Genomic DNA, 22,396 nt, shown 5'->3' with positions numbered 1-22,396 from the left:
CTTCGAAATCACGATTTTTGAGTCACTCCCTATCTTCCTAATTTGAAGTTTACTATTAATTTATTTTTTTAATTTATCTAATTCATTAAGTTCTAAGATACATTCAGTTTCATTAACAACTAAACAAGGGATACCAATTTTCATATTACCTCTTATTCCGTCGAACTGTGAATATGTATCTCTAACATATAGAAATTCCTTAAAATTTCTTAATGAAGTCATTACTTCCACTTCTTTATAGGCAATCCCTAATTCTGATAATTTTTCTTTAAACGGCGCTGTATCCGGACAGCTTTCTGCAAAATATAAAATATATTCCATTATCTACTAATCTCCTTTGTAATTCTATAACTTTATTATATCACTTTTATCGTTTTCTTTGTATTTTTACTCTCTGAATTGAAGTTGAAAATACTGATGCAAGTAATATTCCCATAGCGATTGCTCCTGCTTGAAGTATTGTTTCTATACCTACTTTGGATGCCACTCCATAATTCTTAGTTACAATATTTTGCATCGTATTATACATACCATAACCTGGAACTAAAGGAACCATCCCTGTGTAAATAAATATAGTTGCTGGTAATTTTAAGATTCTAGAGGCATTAGTAGAAAGAACCCCCACACAAACCGCTCCAAGAAAACTACTTACTACAACATCTGATAATAATAAATTAGTCACTACATGGACTAACCAACCAATAGCACCTATTATCCCACAACTAAACAATGATTTTCTTGGTGCATTAAAAAAAATAGAAAAGGATAAGCTAACTACAAAACCAGCTACAAATTGTATAAAAATATTATTCTCCATGTTTCTCTCCTTATATCAATTTTAGTCCCATAACTACACCAAGAGCAATAGCTGTAGATACAAAGATCGCAGCTTGTATTCCTATCATTCCAGACAGATAATCTCCAGCCATAAAGTCACGAACAGCATTCGTAACCTGCACTCCAGGAACAAGTGGCATTAAACTAACAATAATAATACTAAGCGGATTATGGATTAAGAAAATCTTATTTAATAACATTACCAATATAGTTGCAATAAATGCTCCTAAGAAATTACTTACAAATAATGTCAGTTTATATTTCGAAGTAAATGTTATAAATGCAGCCTGTATAGCCATTATTAAAAATGCAAACAGACTATCCTTAAATGTACCTCCAAACATTATAGCAAAAAATGGAGCAGATAAAGTTAGAGCAACTATAACCGAAGTAGTTGAATATCTTTTTTTCGCCTTTACCTCTTTCATTTTTTTAAAGGCATAATCTAAACTACAACCACCCATTACCATTTTTCTAGATATATCGTTTAGAAGTGCAATCTTCTCTAAATCACGATCTCCCAAAACAACCCTACGCATAGCTGTATATGTATTATCATTGTATATAAAAGATACAATAACAAAATTATATGTAACTAAACTATTTGCCGCCTTAATATTATCAAATGATTTATAAATTCTATTAACTGTATCTTCAACCCTATATACTTCTGCTCCGTAAGACAACATACTTTTAGCGATTTTCACACTAAAGTTCAATAACTTTTTAGCTTCTCTTTCATCATTTAAAGATTGCAGCATACTTTCCCCTCCTTATAAAAATATTAAGAAATAATTTCTAATATTTTTTTATATTTATTTTTGAATTCAGCCACTTTATTTTCTTGAACTTCATTTGCTTTTTCTAATTGATTTAAAATATATTCAATTTTTGAAAGTTCTTGTTTTTGTTTTTTTACAAATAATTCATTTTTTTCTACTAATAAATACTTACCAAAATTAATTTCATCTTCAGATAACTTCATAACACCAGGTTTTGCAACTATAATCTCATATATATGACCATCTTCTTCTATAATATTTTCTGCTGTTATCTCATAACCTAATTCTTGTAATTTTTCTCTAACAAAATTTTCTCCAACATTTGGCTGAAGTACTAAATTTGGTTTATTCGCTAATTTTTCTTTACCTTTTTCTAGTATATCTGCTATTAGCTTTCCGCCCATACCACAAATTGTTATTACTTCAATATTATCACTTAACTCAATAGCATCCAAACCTGCAGCTTTACGACAATCAATAGTTCCAACTAAGCCTTCTTCCCTAACATTTTTTATAGAAACTTTATGTGGTCCTTCAACTATTTCTCCTGCTACAGCATAATCAATTTTATTATTTTTAGCTAAATAAATTGGTAAATAGGCATGATCACTTCCAATATCAGCTAATCTTCTATTTTCTACATATTCAGCCACTAATTGTAATCTCTTATTAATTGCTAACATTCTATCTCCTTTATTAATCTAAAAAGTCTTTACTAAAACTTGTCGTTATAATCGATTTATCTTTTTTATCAAAATTTTCAAAATCGGTTATTATTGTATCACCGAACTCTGCTTTTAATTTCTTAGAAAGTTTTCTAAGTTTCTCTTCTTCTTTATAATCTTTTTTATCAAAAATATCAAGCTGAACCTTTAATTCTTTTACTTTTTTAATTTCATTTAATGAAACTCCTAGTAATCTTATACCTTGGGTAAAATCATAGTGCTCAAGTAGTAATTCCCATGCATAATTAAAAATATCATTAGCATCACAAATAAATTCCGGAATTTTTTTAGATCTAGTAATTGTCTTAAAATCACTAAATCGCACCATTATCGAGACATTGTTTCCTACATAGCTACGCAATTTTACTCTAGAACTAACCTTTTCACTTAATTTTTTAATTTCTTTTAAAATATCATCTTCATCTATTAAATCGTTAGTAAATGTTTTTGAATTACCAATAGATTTTCTATCAACAGTATACTTTAGTTCAGAATTCCCTTCGCCATTAGCTTTATTCTTAAGCCTTAACCCTTGAACACCAAGAAGACTATGTAGAATTACCTCATTTGCTACAGCTATATCACCAATTGTGTTTATTCCAATTTTTTTCAATTTCTTAGTAGAAGCCTTCCCGCAACCATGCATCTCTCCTATATCCAGATTCCATAGTATATCTTTATAGTTTTTCTTATTAATAATTGAAAATCCTAAAGGTTTTTTTAAATTTGATCCCATCTTTGCGAAAAATTTATTAAAAGAAACACCCACTGATGAGGGCATACCTAATTGTTTATATATTCTTCTTTGAATTGTGGCTATAACTTTTATAGGTTCTGAAAAATCGCTTAAGTCAATATATGCTTCATCAACAGAAACTATCTCAATTTTGTCTGTGTATTCACGCACTAAATCAAAAATCAACTTAGATTCTTGTTGATATTTAGGCATATCCGGACGAAGAATTTTTATGTTGGGGCATATCTTCCTAGCATCTCCAACTCGCATTGTTGTCTTAATTCCTAACTTTCTAGCCTCATAGTTAGAGGTTACTATTATTCCATGTCTAGTTTTCACTTCACCTGCAATTGCTAATGGTTTACCCTTTAATTCAGGATTATATTTTTCTTCAACACTTGCATAAAAGCAATTCATGTCGATATGAGCAATAACTTTTGACATTTTTTCACCCCTTTTAAATAGACTAAAAACGGGAACAATAAGGAGCAATTCAAAATAGACTTTATATAAAAGTTATTTGAGTTGTTCCTCATTTCTATTTCCCGTTATATTTCATTACTAAATTAATGAAAAGTTAATTATTATTATTGGTTTTCTCTTAGTATTATCATATAGTAAGCTTGAAAGCATACTTCTAATTTCAGCTTTCACGGCTGCACATTCTCTAATACTCTTAATAGGATTATTCTCTAAGTATTCGATAATTTTTTCTTCCGCTTCTTTGATTAACTCCATACTCTTCTTAACATATACAAAACCTTTTGTTTGAATAACTGGTTTTCCTACTAGAGTTTTCTCTTTTTTACTGATTGCATACGATGCTACAAAGATACCATCATTTGATAAAAGTTTTCTATCTTTTAATACACTATCTTCAACATCTCCAATACCACGTCCATCAACTAATATATTACCTACTGGAACATTGTTTTGTAATGTCTTAGATTTATTTCCACTTAATTCTAAAGTTGTTCCTTTAGATAAAATATGTATGTTTTCAGCAACAACACCAGTTTCACCTGCAATTTCAGCATGTTTGCGAAGATTTCTAAATTCTCCTTGAACTGGAATAAAGTGTTTTGGCATTAGCATGTTTAACATCATTTTCAACTCTTCTTTTGTTGCATGGCTAGCTGCGTGAAGACGTTTAGAAGCTGTTACTACGTTTGCCCCAAGTTTAACTAATAAGTTTAAAGTTTGGAATAACATTACTTCCATATTTGGTGAAGGAGTAGCAGCGATCATGATTGTATCACCTGATTCAATTTGAATTCCATCAATTTTTTTCTCGGCAATATTTTTCATAGCCTCAATCGGCTCCCCTTGGTCACCCGAAGAAAGAATACACACTTCGTTTTGTGGATAGTCTTTTAAATCTTCAATTGAAATTAAGTTACTAGCTTCAATTTGTAAATAATTCATATTTCTAGCAGTATTTATTGACGCTTCAATGGCTTGTCCAAGAAGTAAAATTTTTCTATTTTGAGCCAATGCTGCTCTTACAATATGTGAAATTGTTAAGAAGTTAGAAGCATAACAAGTTACAATAATACGCTTATTAGCTTGATAAAATGCATTATCAATTTGTTCTGCTGCCTCATTTTCAGGAACGTTATATCCTTTAACATTTGCATTGCTTGAATCACTTAATAAAGCTAGAACACCTTTTTGACCTAATGTACTAATCTTCACGATATCAGATTTATATTCTTTACTTACTGATTGATCAAATTTAAACTCACCAGTATAAACAATATTTCCTTGACTAGTTTCAATACAAATACCTAAAGAATCAGGCATTGAATATGTAGTTTTAAAGAATGTAACACTAGCATTATTAAAGTCATACTTATTATTATCTTTTACATAATAAAACTTGATTCTTCTTTTAATACCTAGTTGTTTAAGGTGATTCTTTAATAAATCTATTGTTAATTTAGAACCATAAACCGGACATTTTAATTTATCTATAATATATGGTACAGCCCCCATAGAACTTACGTGCCCATTAGATAAGAAAATCCCTTTAATCTTTTGTTTATTACGTACTAAGTAACTTATATCAGGTATAACAGCGTCAATACCAATCATTTCTGTTTCTGGGAACATTAACCCTGCATCAAGAACAAAAATCTCATCCCCAATTTCAACCATATACATGTTTTTCGCTACTTCTTCCACACCTCCTAATGGAGTAATACGAATTTTCGCTAATTTCTTAGATCTATTTACTTGAGATTTATCCTTGTTTACATTATTAATCTTCTTAACAACTTGTTTTGAACTATTAGTTTGCTCTTTTTCTACTATTTTATTTTTATTATTAGAGCGACTATTATTTTTCTTCTTTACTTGAGTATTATTTTTTTTACTGTTATTATTTTTTTGTAAATTTTTTGAAATACTTATTCCACTATTGTTACTCATTTTTTCCTCCTTGTACCATCGATTTTATAGGTTCAAAATCTCTTCTATGGATTGGTGTCACTCCATGTTCTTTTAAACCTTCTAAATGTCTTTTTGTTCCATACCCTGCATTATTCTCAAAATCATAATACGGATATTTTTTTGCATATTCTTTCATTAAATTATCACGATAAACTTTTGCAATTACCGAAGCAGCTGCTATAGATACACTCTTCTCATCACCCTTAACCATACTAAAATTAGGAATCGGATAGTTTTCAAATGGCATAGCATCTATAAGTAAGAAATCCGGCTTAACTTTCAATTTCTCTACTGCTCTTTGCATCGCTATACGAGCTGCATTATAAATATTATATTTTTCAATCTCAACATTATCCACTTCACAAATGGCATACGCAACAGCCTCTTTTTTTATCTGTTCATATAACTCTTCACGTTTTTTTTCTGATAATTTTTTTGAGTCATTTAATCCTTCGAAATAGCTATCTTTCTTTAAAATTACCGCTGCAGCAACTACTGGTCCAGCAAGCGGTCCTCTTCCTACTTCATCTATTCCGCAAATATACTTACATCCATTATTATAACATTTATTTTCGTAAAATGATTTTTTTTCATACTCTTTTTTATAAAAAAGTTTTTTTTCTTGCTTTTTAGCATAGCTTATAAGTAATTTCTGAACTCCGCTTCTCTCATCTTTTTTTAACTCATTTAGTATTTCTTCGGAAATATTATCTTGGTTTAAGAGTTCTTTTACCTCACTAATTTTCATTGTGTTCCTCATTTTCTAATAAATCACTATAATTATCTAGTGTAATAAGTCCAAATTTTTGTGTTCTAAAATCTTGGATTAATAGCTTTATAGTTGAATCATAATCATAGTCTCCACCGATTTTTTTAAATCTCTTTTCAGCTACTTTTTCCATAATAAATACATTTTCATCTTCACTTGTCACGTTTATTTTATAAAGATTATTTAGATTCTCTAAATAATTATGTTTTAATAATTCTATTAAATATAAACTTACATCATCAAGTGGTGTAATATCATCCTTTATAGAACCAATCAAACTTAATTTTTTACCAATTTCTTGATTATCGAACTTAGGCATAAGTATCCCTGGTGTGTCTAATAATTCTATATCTTTATTTAATTTTAACCATTGTTGTTTTTTCGTAACACCAGGTTTATTGGCTGTATTAGCGACATTTTTCTTAATAAGTTTATTAATAAATGTAGATTTCCCAACGTTTGGAACACCTATTACCATAGATCTAATTGCTCTTGGTTTAATTCCTTTAGCTACTTGACGTGCAATTTTTTCTGCAAGTTCTTCTTTAGCTTTATCTATTACTTTATTCAAGTTATTACTATTTTTTGCGTCAGTATAAACTACTGTATATCCTTTATTTTCAAAATAACTTTTCCACTTTGCTGTCTCAGCTCTATCACATAGATCAATTTTATTAAATATAATTATTTTCTTCTTATCTTTAACAACTTCATCTAAGTACATATTATGTGAAGAAAGTGGGCAACGTGCATCGACTAACTCAAAAACTATATCTACTAGTTTTAGCTTCTCTTTAACTTCTCTTGTTGCCTTGGCCATGTGACCTGGAAACCATTGAATAACCATTAATTTAACTCCTTATCTTTTTATTTTATAAATTTCTTGATTTAAACAGTCTTTATTATTTTACCACATTTTTAACTTTTTTTAACCTATTTTGGTGTCAATTATTCGTAAAACATTAATATTTTATAATTTCCATACATAATAATTTATAAAATCGTTCATTATTTGTTTATAATTTTAAAAAAAACAAGATAGCTATGCTACCTTGTTCTTCATATTTATCTCTTATCAACTTTCTTAACAATTGTATCACCAAGAATTTGCACAGCGAATACGATAATTAAGATTAATACTGTTGCAACAAATGTTAAAGTACTGTTGTTACGTTGGAATCCGTCTAAGTATGCTAAGTTACCTAATCCACCAGCTCCGATAACACCCGCCATAGCTGTTGACCCAACTAAAGCAATTGCTGTAACAGTTAATCCTGAAATTATTGCTGGTAAACTCTCTGGTATTAAAACTTTTAAGATAATAGTCGAATTTTTAGCTCCCATTGCACGAGCTGCCTCAATTACACCTTTATCTACTTCACGAAGACCAATTTCTACTAAACGAGCGTAGAATGGCGCAGCTGAAATAATAAGTGCAGGAATAGCAGCTTGAACACCAATAATTGTACCAATTAAAAACTTAGTAAACGGAATTAATAATACAATTAAGATAATAAATGGAATCGCACGGAAAATATTAACTATTGCAGTAACAACAGCATAGAATCCACGTCCAAATGCACTCTTACTATTAGATGTTAAATATAATAATAACCCTAAAAACAGACCAACTAAAAACACTGCAATAAGTGACTCAAAAGTCATAATAAGTGTTTCAATTGTTTTATCTTGTACTTTTTCCCAATTAACCCTTGAAAAATCAAACATTATAACACCTCCGTTAAAATACCTAGTTCATTTAATCTAGATATCGCCTTATCTGTATTTTCTTTAGTTCCAATTAATTGAACAAACAGTGTACCAATATTAGCATCCGCCGTTTTATCAATATGTCCATTAATTATTGTAAAGTCAAAGTCAATTTCTCGTACTAAAGTACTAAGAATTGGTTTTTTCGATGTATTATTATCAAACGTAAATTTAATAATAACTCCTTCTGTAAATACTTTTTTCCACTCTTCAATATTCTCTCTCTCTTCAAACTCAGAAGCAAATGATGTTTGAGCTAAGAATTTCTTAGTAACTTCTTGAGTTGGGTGGTAAAATACTTCCGAAACTAATCCATCTTCAGCAATAGTACCTCCATCTATAACAGCAACCTTTGTACAAATTGTTTTAATTACGTTCATTTCATGAGTAATAAGAACAACTGTAATATTAGTTTTACTGTGAATTTCTTTAATTAAGTTTAAAACTTCCGCAGTTGTCTCTGGATCAAGAGCACTTGTAGCCTCATCACAAAGTAAGATTGAAGGATTACCAGCTAATGCACGAGCAATACCTACCCTTTGTTTTTGACCACCTGAAAGTTGAGAAGGATAAGCATTTAATCTGTCTTCTAAACCTACTAATTTAGCTAATTCTTCTACTCTTTCTTTTATTTCAGTTTTAGATTTCCCTAAAATTTCTAATGGGAATGCAATATTTTCTGCAACAGTTCTACTCCATAATAGGTTAAAATGTTGGAAAATCATCCCTATTCTTTGTCGTTTTAAACGACGTTGTTCTTCAGTTATTTTGTTGAAATCATCACCATCGATAATAACCTCACCATCTGTCGCTACTTCAAGTCCGTTTAACAGCCTTACCAACGTACTTTTACCAGCTCCAGAATAACCGATTATTCCATAAATATCACCTTTTTCAACTTTTAAATTAATATCTTTTAGAGCATGAACTTTATTATTATATATCTTATTAACTTTTTTTAATTCAATCATGTCTATCTCCTTTCTCTTTTTAAAAATAAAAAACACCCTTACTCTGAATTTCAGAATAAGGGCGTTTTACGCGGTACCACCTTATATTTTACTTATTACAACTACTAACATAGTCTATCCTATAACGTGGATCGCCGAACAAAGTTTACATTTTATGTTTACCTTATTAACCACTCGAACCATTTTCATAAATTTTATAATATACCTTCTCAGCTAACGGTACTCTCTTAAAATATTCCATCTATTACTTATACGAGTATTGGTTACTATTAATTTCTAATAAGTATACCATTATATTTTTCTGGTGTCAAGTATGATTTTTGAAAACATTCTATAAAATATTCTGAAAATAATTGTCTAATTTTCTATTTTGATATTATTTTCTCTAAGATATTCTGCCACTACTCGAGACATATCATCTAGTAAATCATCTAACTCTTCCCAGTTTTTCACCGTTGCTCCGCTTGCTAACGGATGACCCCCACCTGCATATTTTTCAGCAAGAGTATTAATAACTGGTCCTTTAGATCGGATACGCACACGGACTTTATTACCTTCATCGATAGCGAAACACCACGCATATAAATCTTTTAAACTTCTAAGTAAATTTACCCCTGTTGAAACTTCACCAGGATCTACTCCATATTTATCCATATCCTCTTTTGTAATTTTCAGATATGCAACACCATCTTGATAGACATCATAATTTTCAAAAATAAATGCTCTAAAACGCATAATATTATCACTAATAATCTCCATCTTATCTAACAATTTGCTCATATTAAAATCATATTTAATTAATTCTGATGCAACTCTTAGTGTGTCGTTAGAAGTATTCGGGAATAAAAATCTTCCAGTATCCCCCACTATACCAAGATATAATAATTTAGCTGCTTCGTCATTTAATTTAATATCATATTTTTTATTTAAATATTCATAAAAATTATATATTAACTCACTGCAAGATGAAACTTCAGTATTTACTATATTTATTCCTCCATAATTATCTATTGGTGGGTGATGATCAATTTTTATAAGAAAATTGTTTTTAGTAAATAGTTTTCCGTCTATTCTAGGAAAGTTTGCTGTATCAGTTACTATCACCAAAGCATCTTTGTAATCTTCTTCAGTAACTTCAGAATTTTTAAATAAAAAATCTAATGATGGTGAATCTTTACCAACTGTTATAACTGTTTTTTCAGGAAAATTTTCTCTGATAAGTTGATACATAGCCCCCTGAGATCCATAAGCATCTGGATCCGGGCGTTCATGTCTATGAATTATAATTTTATCGTTTTCTTTGATTTTTTGGAAAATTTCCTCATATAAATTTTCGTATATATCCATTTATCTTCTTCTTTCTGTTAGTTTCTTTGAAATACTTGACAAGTTACCATAGCTTTAGCTACTAACTCTGTTTTATCGTATACTTCAACATCGAATTTTGCAGTTTTACGACCAATATCTAAGATATTTACTTTTGTTGTTATTGTTCTGTCTAATGGTACTGATTTTAAGAAGTAAAGTGTTGTATTTTGCATAAGAACTTCACTTCTATTGTAATTATAGCTTGTAATATGAATTGACTCATCAATAATACTTAATAAAGCAGAGCTAGAGAAAGTACCAAATTGATCTAACATTTGAGGAATAATTTTAACCTGCAGTCCATCTGCTCTAGGAACTATACCTTTACGCATTATTTCATCAAATGTATCATTATTATTTCCATCCTGGAATCTATTATTAGTTAATAGTGAATTAATAACAATTTTTCTAGTTACAACCCCCAATAATGTATTTTTAGAATCAATTACTGGCATAAGTTCATAACCTTCAGATAACATAGTATTAGCCACTGAAGATATAGGTGTTTCTAAAGTAGTCGTTTCTACTTTTCTTTCCATTACTTCTTTAATTAAAGCATCTTTTTCTTGTAAAAATACATCTCTTGCTGTTACTATACCAACTAATTTACTATATTCATTTACAACTGGATATCTAGTGTGCCCCACTTTTAACTGCAGTTCATACCAGTCTTTAACAGTGTCATTTAAATTAATAGTGTATAATTTCTCAACATTAATATAAATGCTCTCAACTGTAATAATATCTCTCTTAATAATTTGGTCATTTGTTACTCTGTTAATTAAGTGTGTAACAGAAAAAGTATCATGAGGTGTAATAATCAACGGTAGGTTCTTACTATCTGCCAATGCTCTAATAGAGTCATTCGGCACGTAACCACCTGTTACTAGAATTGCACATCCTTTTTCTAATGACATCTCGATAATTTTTGGACGATTACCTATAATTAATAATGTCCCTTGTCTAATATGTTGACCAACTTGCTCTGAATCCATAGCTCCTATAGCAAAGTCTTGAACTATCTCGTGAACACCTCCGCGACCAGCAATCAATTGTCCACTCACAATATTTACAATCTCAGAATAAGATAATTTTTCTACATTATCTCGTTCTTTTTTCTGAATTCTTACAGTACCAACACGTTCAATAGAAGAAACAAAACCACGATTTTCTGATTCTTTTATCGCTCGATAAGCTGTCCCTTCACTAACTTTTAGTTCCTTAGCTACTTGACGGACTGATATTTTACTTCCAATAGGAAGACTCTTAATATATTCTAATATTTTCTGGTGTTTTGATTTCATGATTTTTCCTCCTTGTGTTTTTATTATAATACAAACATGCATTTATAACACATTATACTCATATGTAATTATATACTTTTTATAAAAGTATTTCAAGATAAAAAAATATGAAAGATAAGTTGTATTACCTATCTTTCATTATTTTCTTATAAATATTAACTCATTCTTTTATTGTAAAATAATATTAAAGTTTTCTCTATTATTTAACTAGTACAGTTTATTTTAGTTTTTTTTACTATAACAATCAAATAAATATTAAACTATAATATTTTACGATTTTCTACCTGCTGGCATTTTTTTAGCATACCCCATTTTATTTTCTTGTTTTACACGAGCTATTACTAATGTATCATCAGGAGCATTTTCTGTAACTGTTGTTCCTGCTGCAACTACTGCACCATCTCCGATTTCTAGTGGGGCTATTAAATTAGAGTTACATCCTATGAATGCATCACTTCCAATTTTTGTACGATATTTATTTTTTCCATCGTAGTTGACCGTGATTGTTCCACATCCAATATTTGTATTGCTTCCTACTTCTGTATCTCCTAAATAGCTTAAGTGAGCAGTTTTTGATCCGTCTCCATATATAGTATTTTTTAATTCTACAAAATTTCCTACTCTTACATTCTGCCCTAAGTCGCAGTTATTTCTAATATGTGAGTACGGTCCAACACTAGTATAATCTCCAATTTTCGAATCACTAATAGTTGAAGATAAAACTTTTACTCCATTTCCTATTTTCGCATTTTCTAAATATGAATTCGGCTTAATTTGGCAATCTTCACCAATTACCGTATCAGATTTAATAGTAACATTTGGATAAATTGTTGTATCACGACCAATAATTGCATTTGGTGCAATATACGTATTAGTAGGGTCTACTAATGTAACACCAGCAAGCATATGCTTAGTATTAATTCTATTTCTCATAACATTTTCTGCATAAGCTAAAGCAACTCTATCATTTACCCCAAATGTTTCATCGAAATCATCACATAGATATGTCTCAATTATTTCTTTTTGTTCACGAATTAAAGCAAGTACATCTGGTAAATAATATTCCCCTTGATTATTATCATTTTTAACTTTTTCTAACATTTCAAATAACAATTTATTATCGAAACAATAGATTCCAGAGTTAATTTCTTTGATTTTTTTCTCTTGTTCTGTTGCATCTTTTTCTTCAACAATCTTTACTAACTTCCCGTTAACATCACGAATTATACGACCATATGCAAATGGATCGTCGGCTATTGCTGTTAATACAGTTGCTTTAGCATTTGTATTCTCATGGTGATCTAGCATACTATTGATAGTTTCAGGACGAATTAGTGGAGTATCTCCATACATTACTATAGTCGTACCTTCTTTATCTTTAAGTTCATCTTTAGCAACTTTAACGGCATGGGCTGTTCCTAATTGTTCTGCTTGTAAAACAAACTTAGTTCTATCCCCTAAGACTTCTTTAACTCTCTCTGCTCCATGACCAACTACAGTGATTACTTCTTGCATTTCTAGATCACTAAGGCTATCTAAAACTAATTCAACCATAGTTCTGTCACAAACTTTGTGTAATACCTTATATAACTTCGACTGCATTCTAGTTCCTTTTCCAGCCGCTAATATAACTGCATATCTATTATTACTCATTTTCAATATCCTCTTTTTCTACTTGGCGTAATTTTTCTATAACATTCCCTAATTTAACATCAAATGTTCCATTAAATTCATCGATATTTTCAATTTTTGATAAGTATAAATAATCATCTTCATGTTCTCTTGGCGAATCAAAACATTGTGTGATTATAACTTTCCCAACAACATCAACATCAAATTCACTCATTAGACTTTCCATACCTGTTAGGACTCCTCCTCCACGCATAAAATCGTCCACTAATAGTACTTTTGACCCTGTATTTAAACTTCGTTTAGATAAAATCATTGTTTCTATTTTCTTAGTCGAACCTGAAACATAGTTAATTGCAACAGTAGTTCCCTCAGTTACTTTATTATCTCGTCTAATAATAATTACAGGCTTGTTCAGTATTGAAGCTATCGCATAGGCAACTGGAATACCTTTTGTAGCAACCGTAACTACAGCATCTATCTCTTTATTTTTATAAACTGTAGCAACCACACGTCCTAGTTTATTCATCAAACTTGGATCACCTATTATATCAGACATAAAGATATATCCACCAGCCAATAAACGATTTCCATTATTAATTTTATCAAGAAAACCATTAAGAATCTCTTTAGCATCTTCTTCCACTAATGTCGGTATAAATAAAACACCTCCACTTACTCCTGCTAGCGTTTTAACCTCTCCAATATTTTCTTCTTTAAAACCATTTTTTATTATGTGGATATCTTCACTTATCGAAGATTTAGCTTGATTAAATTTTGAAACGAAGTATGTTAATGGAATTAATTTATTAGGATTATTTAATAAATATTCCGTCATGACTACTATTCTTTCACTTCTCTTTAACTTCATCTTATACTCCTTACATGCACATATAATGATTCACAATCATTATATAAAACATTCAATATATTTTATTCGTATATTATATGTATATAATACCACCATTGTTCGGAATAGTAAAGATATAGCAAAGATTTTTAAGTTCATTTTAACTAATTAAATAATTTGTTACTATATATATAAAAAGAAGAGATAGCATTTTCATTCTATCTCTTCTAATTTCTATTATTTTTCTTTCCAAACTTCTAAAGTTCGTATTTGATTTTCCTCTACTTTTCTAACTACAAATGTTAATTTATCTATAGAATAAACAGCACCGACTTTTGCTTCATATTTTTCTAAATATACATAAGCTCCAATAGTATCTACTTCTTCATGAGGAAGCTGTACATGGAACAATGCATTCACATCTTGAATCGGAACCCAACCATCAACTAGATAGTGACCGTTTTTTAACTTTTTGATTAAGCTTTGTTCATCTTCATCGAACTCATCTCGAATTTCTCCAGTAATCTCTTCAACAATATCCTCAAGTGTAACTACCCCACTAGTCCCTCCATATTCATCTGTTATAACAATCATATGTTCTCTATTTTGTTTAATAGTTGCTAAAACTTGAGAAATAGGTGTATGTTCAAAGATTTTTATTGCTGGTGTGATGTACTCTTCTAAGTCTTTAGTTGTTTCTATAGGTTTATCAGTAAATAATAATTTCTTAACATTCAAAATCCCTAGAATTTTATCTTTATCTCCATCTTCTATTACTGGATATCTTGTGTATTCTTCCTGTTTTAATTGTCTCATTATTATCCCTAGAGAATCACTCATATCAATTGCTTCAACCTCTGTTCTAGGTGTCATGATTTCTTTAGCAATTTTATTATCAAATTCAAACACTCTTTCTACGTAGCGGTACTCTACATCATTAATTTGACCGTGTAGTCTTGAAGATTTCATAATCGTTCTAAGTTCTTGTTCACTATGAATATCATCATGTTCAGAAGCAGGTTCGAATCCAAACATTTTCGCTATAAGATTAGCTAGTGAATTAAGTAACCACACTAACGGTCTCATAACTTTATCGAACATATACATTGGCCAAGCCACACGCAAACATGTTTTTTCTGCAGATTGAATCGCTATCGTTTTAGGAACTAATTCTCCTAAAACAACATGTAAAAGTGTCATAAATCCAAATGAAACTACTAATGAAATAGTGTGAGTAACAGTTTCGTTTAAGTTTAACAATTCAAAAATAGGATTAAATAAAGAATGGAATGTTAATTCCCCTATCCAACCTAATCCAAGAGAAACAATTGTAATACCTAGCTGCGTTGCAGACAAGTAGTGATCTAATTGTTCTACCATCATAACTAATATTTTTGCAGTTTTATTTCCTGATTTTGCTAATTCATTCACCCTTGTCGGTCTAAGTTTAACGAGTGCAAATTCAAACATTACAAATATTGCCGAGGCAATAAGTAATAATACAATTATTAATATTTTACTTAAGATACTGAGATCCATATGGTTTTAATTTAACCTCTTTCCTTATAATTTTTTAGTCATTAATAAATAATTTTACTACATATAAACTTTTTTTTCAATTATTATAGCATCAACTTAGAATATTGAATTTTTTTGTGAATAAAGTATATACTACATAATTTTTAAATTCATTATATTGGAATTTTCTTTTACAGAGTGTTAGTATATAAAATATATGAAAACGCTGCAACGAGGTACCAGATGAAAGATATTATAGACTTTAATAATTTTTGGAATAAAAAAATAGAACTTATCGATACTATTCAACCTAAATACATTTTAAATAAAACTTCATTTTCAAAATTTGATAATATAGAGTTCTATGATTTAACATTCATTAGCTATGATAATTCTGTTATTTATGCAAAATATATAAAAAATATAAAATATAGAAAACTCTATCCTCAGAAAAATATTCCTCTATTATTCTATTTTCACGGATATCCTGCATCAAGTAGAAACTGGTTAGAAAAATCAACTTTTGCTTCTCTTGGATATGATGTCGTCGCCATAGATTTTAGAAACCAAGGAGGTAAAAGTAAAGATTCAGGCAGTTCTTCACCCTCAGTTTTTGGCCATCTAACAGTAGGACTTGATGAAACTATAGAAGATATGATTTTTTATAAAAATATTCTAGATAGTCTTATTTTATCTAAAATTGTATCATCCTTTGAAGACATCAATGAAAAAGAACTTGTCAGTTTTGGTGCATCTCAAGGTGGCGCATTTTCGATAATATTTTCAGCACTAAACAAAAATGTAACTAGATGCATTAGTCTCTATCCCTTCCTAGCAAATTTCCAATACATCTATGAAAAAGATAATAGAATAAATGTTTATGGTGAATTAACGCACCACGGACGTTGGTTTAATACAACCGGCAAAAATACTGAAAAGTTCTTGAATAATCTTTACTACCTTGACACCATAAATTTCGCAAAAAATTTAAAATGTTCTGTTTTATTTGGTATAACTAACCTTGATAAAGACTGTCCAAAAGAAACTCAAGAAAAAATATACAATGAGATTACTAGTAGAAAAAAATCTTGCATCTACAAAAAGTACTACCACGAAAACATCCCGAACTTTAATGATAAAATAGTTAGCTTTTTGTTAGAAGTTGAATAGGAGTGCATTATGAATTTAGAAAAAAATAGAAAACTAGTATATAAAGAAAATATAATTGATATACCACATCCATTTGTTCAATATAAAAAAATTATTTTTGAGGGAACAGATGGTTCTCAAATAGAAGTAGACTTAGCTATACCTAAGTCAAACATTAAAGGCGTCATCGTCGACTTCCCAGAATTCAAAGTAAAAAATAAAGATTATTTGAATTTAACAAAATACAGTATGTTAGACTATGCTTTAGCTTCACTACACATTCGAGGGCAAGCAGGTAATAGTGAGAATAACACTCCTTGTTCTCATTTCCCATTTTTGGATAGTTCTTCATCCACACCATATTTTAATCTAGTTTTTCAAGATGCCCTAGATACTATAAGTATTATAGAAATGCTCTTTCCGAATAAAGAAATTCTAGTGACTGGACTAGGTCAAGGTGCTGCTATTAGTATAGTTTGCGCTAGTTATTACGATTCCGTTAAAGAACTATTCATCTCAGACTGTTCGCTTTGTGATATTATAAATACCTATAACAATAATAAAAAGGCTCCTTTTTTCAAAAACATTTATAAGTTTGAAAGTGATTTTTCTAACAAGTTAGATTATCTATATTCAACACTAAATTCAATAGATGTACTAAATTTCAGTAATTCTATAACTCAAAAAGTTCATTATGGGCTTTCATATCTAGATACTAAAACTCCAATTGAAACGCAGCTAATACTTTTAGATACTCTACAAGATGTAGAAATTCAACATTATTTATTTTTAGACTATAAGAAAATATTTCAACATCAATTTGATGATTATATACTCGAAATTCTTTCGAATAAATAGCAAAGGTGAATCACTAGAAATCTTTCCTCCTAGCGATTCACCTTTTAAATTATAATTAGCTTAATTTACCTTTTAGCTTCATATTTTTAACAATTTTTTCTATAGAATTTACATAAGCTGCTTTTCTCATAGGAATAGCAAATCTTTCTTTCACTTCCCAAATATCATTAAATGCTTTTGTCATAACTCTCGCTTGTTTTTCTACAACTTCTTCTTCTGTCCAGTAGTAACCTTGTAAGTTTTGTACCCATTCAAAGTAAGATACAGTAACACCACCACTGTTCGCAAGAATATCAGGAATTACCACAACTCCTCTTTCTTGTAGAGTTTTATCTCCAGCTAAAGTCGCCGGTCCATTAGCACCTTCAGAAACAACAGCAGCTCTTATTAAATTAGCTTCTTTTTCATCAATAGCATTCTCTAATGCACAAGGGCACACTACATCTACATCTAAAGCCCAAAACTCATCTAAAGTTAAACGTTTCGTGTTTGGTAATGTATGGAATCTAACTCTATTATCTTTACATTCTTGCAGTTCTGCATATGATAATCCTTCTTCACGATAAACAGCATATTGAACACCATCATCATCACGCTCAGTTACAGCAACTACAGTAGCACCAAACTTCACAGCTGTATCAACAGTATAACTACCTACATTTCCGAAACCTTGAACAGCAAATTTCGCACCTTCTGTAGATTTCCCTAATTTCTCTAGTGCTAATTTCGCAGCAAGTGCTACACCGTATCCAGTCGCTTGAGTTCTACCTAAAGAACCACCTAACTCTAATGGTTTCCCAGTTAGCGTTCCTATACCTTGTTCTCCAGTAAGAACATTATACTCATCGATCATCCAAGACATGATTTGTCCATTAGTATTAACATCTGGTGCAGGAACATCTTGTTTCTCACCTAGATATTTGTATAACCCACGAATATATCCACGAGACAATCTTTCTAATTCACCTTTTGATAAGTCTTTTGGATCTACGATAATACCACCTTTACCTCCACCATATGGTAGATTAGCAACGGCACATTTAAATGTCATCCAAATTGATAATGCCTTAACTTCATCAGCTGTTACAAGTGGATGAAATCTTAATCCACCTTTTGTAGGACCGATTGCATCATTATGCTGAGAACGGAATCCTTTGAAGTATTTTACCTCACCATTATCCATTCTAACAGGAATAGAAATCTCAATAAATCTTTGCGGATCTTTTAAAGATTCATACACTTCTTCTTTATAACCTAAAACTTCACAAGCACCTTTAATTTGCTCTCTTGCGTTAACTAATGGATTGTTATTCATAATCACATCTCCTCAGAATGTTATTTTACATTTGACATGTAATATTGTTTTTATTAATTATATCAAATATTAAGGCAGTTTGTAAACTTTTATTTTTAAGAACTTTTTTAGATTATTATATTTTATTACGTAAACTCCCCTAGCTTTTAAAAAATATAAAAAAGGTTAATTTAAAAGATGAATATCAGTTGCAAATTAACCTAACTACAAATATAACTTTAAATATATATATTATTTATAATATTTTTTCAAGCTATTTAAGTTTTAAGATGTTTTTAATTAGCAGAAATAAATATTAACTAAACTAATTTTTATCAAGAATTATCTTTTTATTTATAACAATTTTCAGACAATACTTCAGAAAGAATTTTTATATCATCTTTCGTAGTACAACAACCACCTATCATTGAACAACCTTTTTCATACCAATCTAAACTATCAGTACTGGAAATATCCTTACTGTAACTCACTCTGCGAACTTACATCGACTTTTTACAACTATTTAGCATCATACCATGACGCTCCACTACTGGCTTCAGCTTTAAGTTGAACATCTAAATTAGCCGCTTCTTCCATAATTTTAATCATTTCTTTTGTAAACTCTTCTTCTATATCTTTATCTACATCAAATATTAATTCATCATGTACTTGTAATAATAATTTTGCATCTACATTTGTTTTTTCTAAATATTCAAATACATTAACCATAGCTATTTTTATAATATCCGCAGCAGTCCCTTGAATTGGTGAATTCATCGCAATACGTGCATTTAGATTAGCCACAATTTTATTCTTCGCATTAATATCTGGTAATGCTCTTCTTCTATTGAATAAAGTTTCCACATAACCGTGTTCTTTTGCAAAATCTACGATATCAATCATATACTTATCAACACCTTTGAATGTTTCTAAATATTTGTCAATAAATTCTTTCGCACGTTTTCTAGTAATTCCAAGGTTATTAGATAGACCAAAATCAGAAATTCCATAAACAATACCAAAGTTGACAGCTTTAGCTTCTCGACGCATTGAAGAAGTCACCTCATCAAGACTAACTCCGTTAACATCACTAGCTGTTTTAGTATGAATATCTACATCGTGTTTAAACGCATCTATCATTCCTGCGTCCTGTGCGATATGAGCTAATACTCGAAGCTCTATTTGAGAATAGTCAATAGATAAGATTACTCTATCATCAGAAGCTGGAACAAATGCTTTTCTAATTTTTTTCCCTTCTTCAATTCTCGTTGGAATATTTTGAAGATTTGGATTCACTGAAGATAAACGTCCTGTCTGAGCTAATGTTTGCTCATAACGTGTATGGATTTTCCCTTCACGAGTAATATCTTTTACTAACCCTTTTGCATAAGTTGAGTTTAATTTTGTAATTGTTCTATACTCCATAATTAATGGAATAATTTCATGACTATGTTGTAGTTGTTCTAGTACCTCTACTGCTGTAGAATAACCAGTTTTTGTTTTCTTAATTGGTGGCAGCCCTAGATCCTCAAATAATACTACTCCTAGCTGCTTAGGTGAAGCTATATTGAATTCAGAACCAGCTAATGTATATATGCTAGCTTCTAAAGTTTTAATTCTTTCATCAAATTCTGCACTCATTTCTTCTAGAGCTTTTTTACTAACATGTATTCCTTCAAATTCCATATTAGCTAGTACTTTAGCCACTTTAATCTCTATATCTTTATACAAGTCCGTCATATTCTCTTCAGCAAGTTTTTCTTCCATCAATGGTTTCATAAGCGAAATACTCTCTGCAATTTCAGCTATATACGGATTAATAACTTCTTGAGCTGGTAAAGTTCGTTTTGCCCCTTTACCATATATTTCTTCGTCACTACTTATTATTTTTCCAAGATAGTTAAAGATGATTTTATCAATTTCAGTTTTTGCATTAACATCTATTAAATAAGACACTATTTTAACATCAAAAACTTCACCATTAATATATACGCCATTTCTCTTCGCTATAAATAAAATCTTTTTAAAATCATAAACAGTTTTAGAAATTTCACTTTGAAGATAATCTACTACAAACTCATTAGTGAAAAATTGTTCTTCACTAAAAATATAAGCAATTCCTTCATTATAGACTACTATTCCAACTACATCTGAGTTATGATAATCTTCTGTATAACACTCAACATGTAAAGTACTATCGGTAAAGTCTATTTTCGTATTTTTATCTGCTAAAACAATTCTAATTTCTTTTTTAGGAGCAACAGCCTCTTCAGCAGTTACACCTACCTCTTCAGTAGAAGCTTCTTGAGATAATTTTTTTAAAAATGAAACAAATTCAAGTTTTTCAAATAACTCTCTTTTTAGTTCTACATTCTCACTATATATTAAATCTTCTAACTTATTATCAACTGGAACTTCAGTATAAATAGTTGCTAGTTTTTTACTTAATAGAGCATCTTCTCGACCTTCTGTTAGTCGCTCTTTTAGTTTTTTACCACTAATATTATCAATATTTTCTAGTACATTTTCTACAGTTTTATATTCAGTCAATAATTTTATCGCCGTTTTTTCACCAACTCCAGCAATTCCTGGGATATTATCACTCTTGTCTCCCATAAGACCTTTCATGTCAACAATTTGTTCTGGCGTTAAGCCATATTTTTCAGCAATAAACTCTGGCGTATAATAATCTATATCTGTAACACCACGCTTAGTGTAGTAAATTGTTATATTTTCACTAGCTAGTTGAGTTAAGTCTTTATCTCCGGTCACTATTATTACTTCTAAACCTTCTTTTTCAGCGATTTTAGCATAACTTCCAATAATATCGTCCGCTTCATAATCAAAATGTTCTTCATACTTTATCCCATATGAATCAAGAAGTTCTCTAACATACCCGAATTGTTCTACTAACTCACTAGGAGTTTTATCCCTAGTACCTTTGTATGCTTCATAACTTTGATGTCTAAACGTTTGTTTACCTTTATCAAAAGCAACTAACGCATACTTTGGATTAGTATCTGCTAATATTTTTTCTAGCATCAATGTAAAACCATATACACTATTTGTATATAATCCTTTTTTATTTTTTAAAGCTGGCATAGCGTAAAAAGCACGATAACTCAAACTATTACCATCTATTAATATTATCTTATCCATTTTCTTCTCCTAATAATTCTTAAAAAAACTATAAATGGGAGCAACTCAAAAATCTTATTTTTACAAAGCGATTTTTTCTAGTCACTCCCGTACAATTTATTTAATATTAAAGCTCAACCGTAAAGCTTATTAATAATCTATTAAAACTTTACATCTACATATTTTAAATTGATGAATTTATAATCTTTTGTTTAATCCATCGTTAGCAAATAATTACCAAGTATTA

The 22,396-nt window shown here is 29.9% G+C and carries 19 protein-coding genes; 2 read left to right on the top strand and 17 right to left on the bottom strand.

The window, feature by feature from the left end; all coding sequences use genetic code 11:
- Positions 1-60: 60 nt before the first annotated feature.
- From HMPREF3186_RS04010 to HMPREF3186_RS03940, 15 genes are all read right to left on the bottom strand, one after another.
- Positions 61-321 (bottom strand): hypothetical protein, encoded by a 261-nt coding sequence (locus HMPREF3186_RS04010; protein ID WP_060914035.1) that lies wholly within the window; start codon positions 319-321, stop codon positions 61-63.
- Between the two features lie 46 nt (positions 322-367).
- Entirely contained in the window at positions 368-817 is a 450-nt protein-coding gene (locus tag HMPREF3186_RS04005; RefSeq protein WP_060914034.1) for a threonine/serine exporter family protein, read from the bottom strand.
- A 10-nt stretch (positions 818-827) separates the two neighbouring features.
- Positions 828-1,598 (bottom strand): threonine/serine exporter family protein, encoded by a 771-nt coding sequence (locus tag HMPREF3186_RS04000; RefSeq protein WP_060914033.1) that lies wholly within the window; start codon positions 1,596-1,598, stop codon positions 828-830.
- A 23-nt stretch (positions 1,599-1,621) separates the two neighbouring features.
- Complete coding sequence (locus tag HMPREF3186_RS03995; protein WP_060914032.1) at positions 1,622-2,302, bottom strand: tRNA (adenine(22)-N(1))-methyltransferase; 681 nt, start codon at positions 2,300-2,302, stop codon at positions 1,622-1,624.
- 13 nt (positions 2,303-2,315) lie between these two features.
- Entirely contained in the window at positions 2,316-3,524 is a 1,209-nt protein-coding gene (locus HMPREF3186_RS03990; protein ID WP_060914031.1) for a DNA polymerase IV, read from the bottom strand.
- A gap of 117 nt (positions 3,525-3,641) precedes the next feature.
- On the bottom strand, positions 3,642-5,510 hold the full coding sequence (locus HMPREF3186_RS03985) for a ribonuclease J (protein ID WP_084812657.1): 1,869 nt from the start codon (positions 5,508-5,510) through the stop codon (positions 3,642-3,644).
- The gene (locus HMPREF3186_RS03980; protein WP_060914030.1) at positions 5,503-6,279 is read right to left on the bottom strand and encodes a ribonuclease HII; all 777 of its coding nucleotides are present in this window, start codon (positions 6,277-6,279) and stop codon (positions 5,503-5,505) included. The genes HMPREF3186_RS03985 and HMPREF3186_RS03980 overlap by 8 nt, the downstream gene beginning before the upstream one ends.
- Positions 6,269-7,147: a ribosome biogenesis GTPase YlqF gene (gene ylqF, locus HMPREF3186_RS03975; protein WP_060914029.1), complete on the bottom strand. Its 879-nt coding sequence runs from the start codon at positions 7,145-7,147 to the stop codon at positions 6,269-6,271. The genes HMPREF3186_RS03980 and ylqF overlap by 11 nt, the downstream gene beginning before the upstream one ends.
- A 218-nt stretch (positions 7,148-7,365) precedes the next feature.
- Positions 7,366-8,028: a methionine ABC transporter permease gene (locus tag HMPREF3186_RS03970; RefSeq protein WP_060914028.1), complete on the bottom strand. Its 663-nt coding sequence runs from the start codon at positions 8,026-8,028 to the stop codon at positions 7,366-7,368.
- Positions 8,028-9,041 (bottom strand): methionine ABC transporter ATP-binding protein, encoded by a 1,014-nt coding sequence (locus HMPREF3186_RS03965; RefSeq protein ID WP_060914027.1) that lies wholly within the window; start codon positions 9,039-9,041, stop codon positions 8,028-8,030. Before HMPREF3186_RS03965 ends, HMPREF3186_RS03970 begins: the two co-directional genes overlap by 1 nt.
- Before the next feature lie 357 nt (positions 9,042-9,398).
- Entirely contained in the window at positions 9,399-10,388 is a 990-nt protein-coding gene (locus tag HMPREF3186_RS03960) for a DHH family phosphoesterase (protein WP_060914026.1), read from the bottom strand.
- A gap of 17 nt (positions 10,389-10,405) precedes the next feature.
- Positions 10,406-11,713 carry a DRTGG domain-containing protein gene (locus HMPREF3186_RS03955; protein ID WP_060914025.1) on the bottom strand — a complete coding sequence of 436 codons (1,308 nt, stop codon included), beginning with the start codon at positions 11,711-11,713 and terminating at the stop codon, positions 10,406-10,408.
- 270 nt (positions 11,714-11,983) lie between these two features.
- Complete coding sequence (gene glmU, locus HMPREF3186_RS03950; RefSeq protein WP_060914024.1) at positions 11,984-13,366, bottom strand: bifunctional UDP-N-acetylglucosamine diphosphorylase/glucosamine-1-phosphate N-acetyltransferase GlmU; 1,383 nt, start codon at positions 13,364-13,366, stop codon at positions 11,984-11,986.
- Complete coding sequence (gene purR / locus HMPREF3186_RS03945; RefSeq protein WP_060914023.1) at positions 13,359-14,213, bottom strand: pur operon repressor; 855 nt, start codon at positions 14,211-14,213, stop codon at positions 13,359-13,361. The genes glmU and purR overlap by 8 nt, the downstream gene beginning before the upstream one ends.
- A gap of 216 nt (positions 14,214-14,429) precedes the next feature.
- The gene (locus tag HMPREF3186_RS03940) at positions 14,430-15,731 is read right to left on the bottom strand and encodes a hemolysin family protein (protein ID WP_060914022.1); all 1,302 of its coding nucleotides are present in this window, start codon (positions 15,729-15,731) and stop codon (positions 14,430-14,432) included.
- Positions 15,732-15,953: 222 nt separating this feature from the next.
- Between HMPREF3186_RS03940 and HMPREF3186_RS03935 the strand changes: the two genes are divergently transcribed.
- Both HMPREF3186_RS03935 and HMPREF3186_RS03930 read left to right on the top strand, forming a co-directional pair.
- Positions 15,954-16,880, top strand: coding sequence for an alpha/beta fold hydrolase (locus HMPREF3186_RS03935; RefSeq protein ID WP_060914021.1), 927 nt, complete (start codon positions 15,954-15,956; stop codon positions 16,878-16,880).
- Between the two features lie 9 nt (positions 16,881-16,889).
- The gene (locus HMPREF3186_RS03930; protein WP_060914020.1) at positions 16,890-17,717 is read left to right on the top strand and encodes an acetylxylan esterase; all 828 of its coding nucleotides are present in this window, start codon (positions 16,890-16,892) and stop codon (positions 17,715-17,717) included.
- Positions 17,718-17,772: 55 nt separating this feature from the next.
- Here HMPREF3186_RS03930 and HMPREF3186_RS03925 read toward each other — a convergent pair whose 3' ends face one another.
- Together HMPREF3186_RS03925 and polA are read right to left on the bottom strand one after the other, a co-directional pair.
- Positions 17,773-19,032 (bottom strand): Glu/Leu/Phe/Val family dehydrogenase, encoded by a 1,260-nt coding sequence (locus HMPREF3186_RS03925; protein ID WP_060914019.1) that lies wholly within the window; start codon positions 19,030-19,032, stop codon positions 17,773-17,775.
- A 498-nt stretch (positions 19,033-19,530) separates the two neighbouring features.
- Positions 19,531-22,170: a DNA polymerase I gene (polA, locus tag HMPREF3186_RS03920; protein WP_060914018.1), complete on the bottom strand. Its 2,640-nt coding sequence runs from the start codon at positions 22,168-22,170 to the stop codon at positions 19,531-19,533.
- Positions 22,171-22,396: the final 226 nt, after the last annotated feature.

It is taken from the genome of Gemella haemolysans (assembly GCF_001553035.1).
Lineage (GTDB): Bacteria > Bacillota > Bacilli > Staphylococcales > Gemellaceae > Gemella > Gemella haemolysans_B.
This window is presented reverse-complemented; position numbering and strand designations above follow the sequence as displayed.

What these genes read in the sequence shown, in the direction of transcription:
- HMPREF3186_RS04010 (WP_060914035.1), bottom strand. Translation starts at nt 321, where the DNA reads ATGGAATATATTTTATATTTTGCAGAAAGCTGTCCGGATACAGCGCCG.
- HMPREF3186_RS04005 (WP_060914034.1), bottom strand. Translation starts at nt 817, where the DNA reads ATGGAGAATAATATTTTTATACAATTTGTAGCTGGTTTTGTAGTTAGC.
- HMPREF3186_RS04000 (WP_060914033.1), bottom strand. Translation starts at nt 1,598, where the DNA reads ATGCTGCAATCTTTAAATGATGAAAGAGAAGCTAAAAAGTTATTGAAC.
- HMPREF3186_RS03995 (WP_060914032.1), bottom strand. Translation starts at nt 2,302, where the DNA reads ATGTTAGCAATTAATAAGAGATTACAATTAGTGGCTGAATATGTAGAA.
- HMPREF3186_RS03990 (WP_060914031.1), bottom strand. Translation starts at nt 3,524, where the DNA reads ATGTCAAAAGTTATTGCTCATATCGACATGAATTGCTTTTATGCAAGT.
- HMPREF3186_RS03985 (WP_084812657.1), bottom strand. Translation starts at nt 5,510, where the DNA reads ATGAGTAACAATAGTGGAATAAGTATTTCAAAAAATTTACAAAAAAAT.
- HMPREF3186_RS03980 (WP_060914030.1), bottom strand. Translation starts at nt 6,279, where the DNA reads ATGAAAATTAGTGAGGTAAAAGAACTCTTAAACCAAGATAATATTTCC.
- ylqF (WP_060914029.1), bottom strand. Translation starts at nt 7,147, where the DNA reads ATGGTTATTCAATGGTTTCCAGGTCACATGGCCAAGGCAACAAGAGAA.
- HMPREF3186_RS03970 (WP_060914028.1), bottom strand. Translation starts at nt 8,028, where the DNA reads ATGTTTGATTTTTCAAGGGTTAATTGGGAAAAAGTACAAGATAAAACA.
- HMPREF3186_RS03965 (WP_060914027.1), bottom strand. Translation starts at nt 9,041, where the DNA reads ATGATTGAATTAAAAAAAGTTAATAAGATATATAATAATAAAGTTCAT.
- HMPREF3186_RS03960 (WP_060914026.1), bottom strand. Translation starts at nt 10,388, where the DNA reads ATGGATATATACGAAAATTTATATGAGGAAATTTTCCAAAAAATCAAA.
- HMPREF3186_RS03955 (WP_060914025.1), bottom strand. Translation starts at nt 11,713, where the DNA reads ATGAAATCAAAACACCAGAAAATATTAGAATATATTAAGAGTCTTCCT.
- glmU (WP_060914024.1), bottom strand. Translation starts at nt 13,366, where the DNA reads ATGAGTAATAATAGATATGCAGTTATATTAGCGGCTGGAAAAGGAACT.
- purR (WP_060914023.1), bottom strand. Translation starts at nt 14,213, where the DNA reads ATGAAGTTAAAGAGAAGTGAAAGAATAGTAGTCATGACGGAATATTTA.
- HMPREF3186_RS03940 (WP_060914022.1), bottom strand. Translation starts at nt 15,731, where the DNA reads ATGGATCTCAGTATCTTAAGTAAAATATTAATAATTGTATTATTACTT.
- HMPREF3186_RS03935 (WP_060914021.1), top strand. Translation starts at nt 15,954, where the DNA reads ATGAAAGATATTATAGACTTTAATAATTTTTGGAATAAAAAAATAGAA.
- HMPREF3186_RS03930 (WP_060914020.1), top strand. Translation starts at nt 16,890, where the DNA reads ATGAATTTAGAAAAAAATAGAAAACTAGTATATAAAGAAAATATAATT.
- HMPREF3186_RS03925 (WP_060914019.1), bottom strand. Translation starts at nt 19,032, where the DNA reads ATGAATAACAATCCATTAGTTAACGCAAGAGAGCAAATTAAAGGTGCT.
- polA (WP_060914018.1), bottom strand. Translation starts at nt 22,170, where the DNA reads ATGGATAAGATAATATTAATAGATGGTAATAGTTTGAGTTATCGTGCT.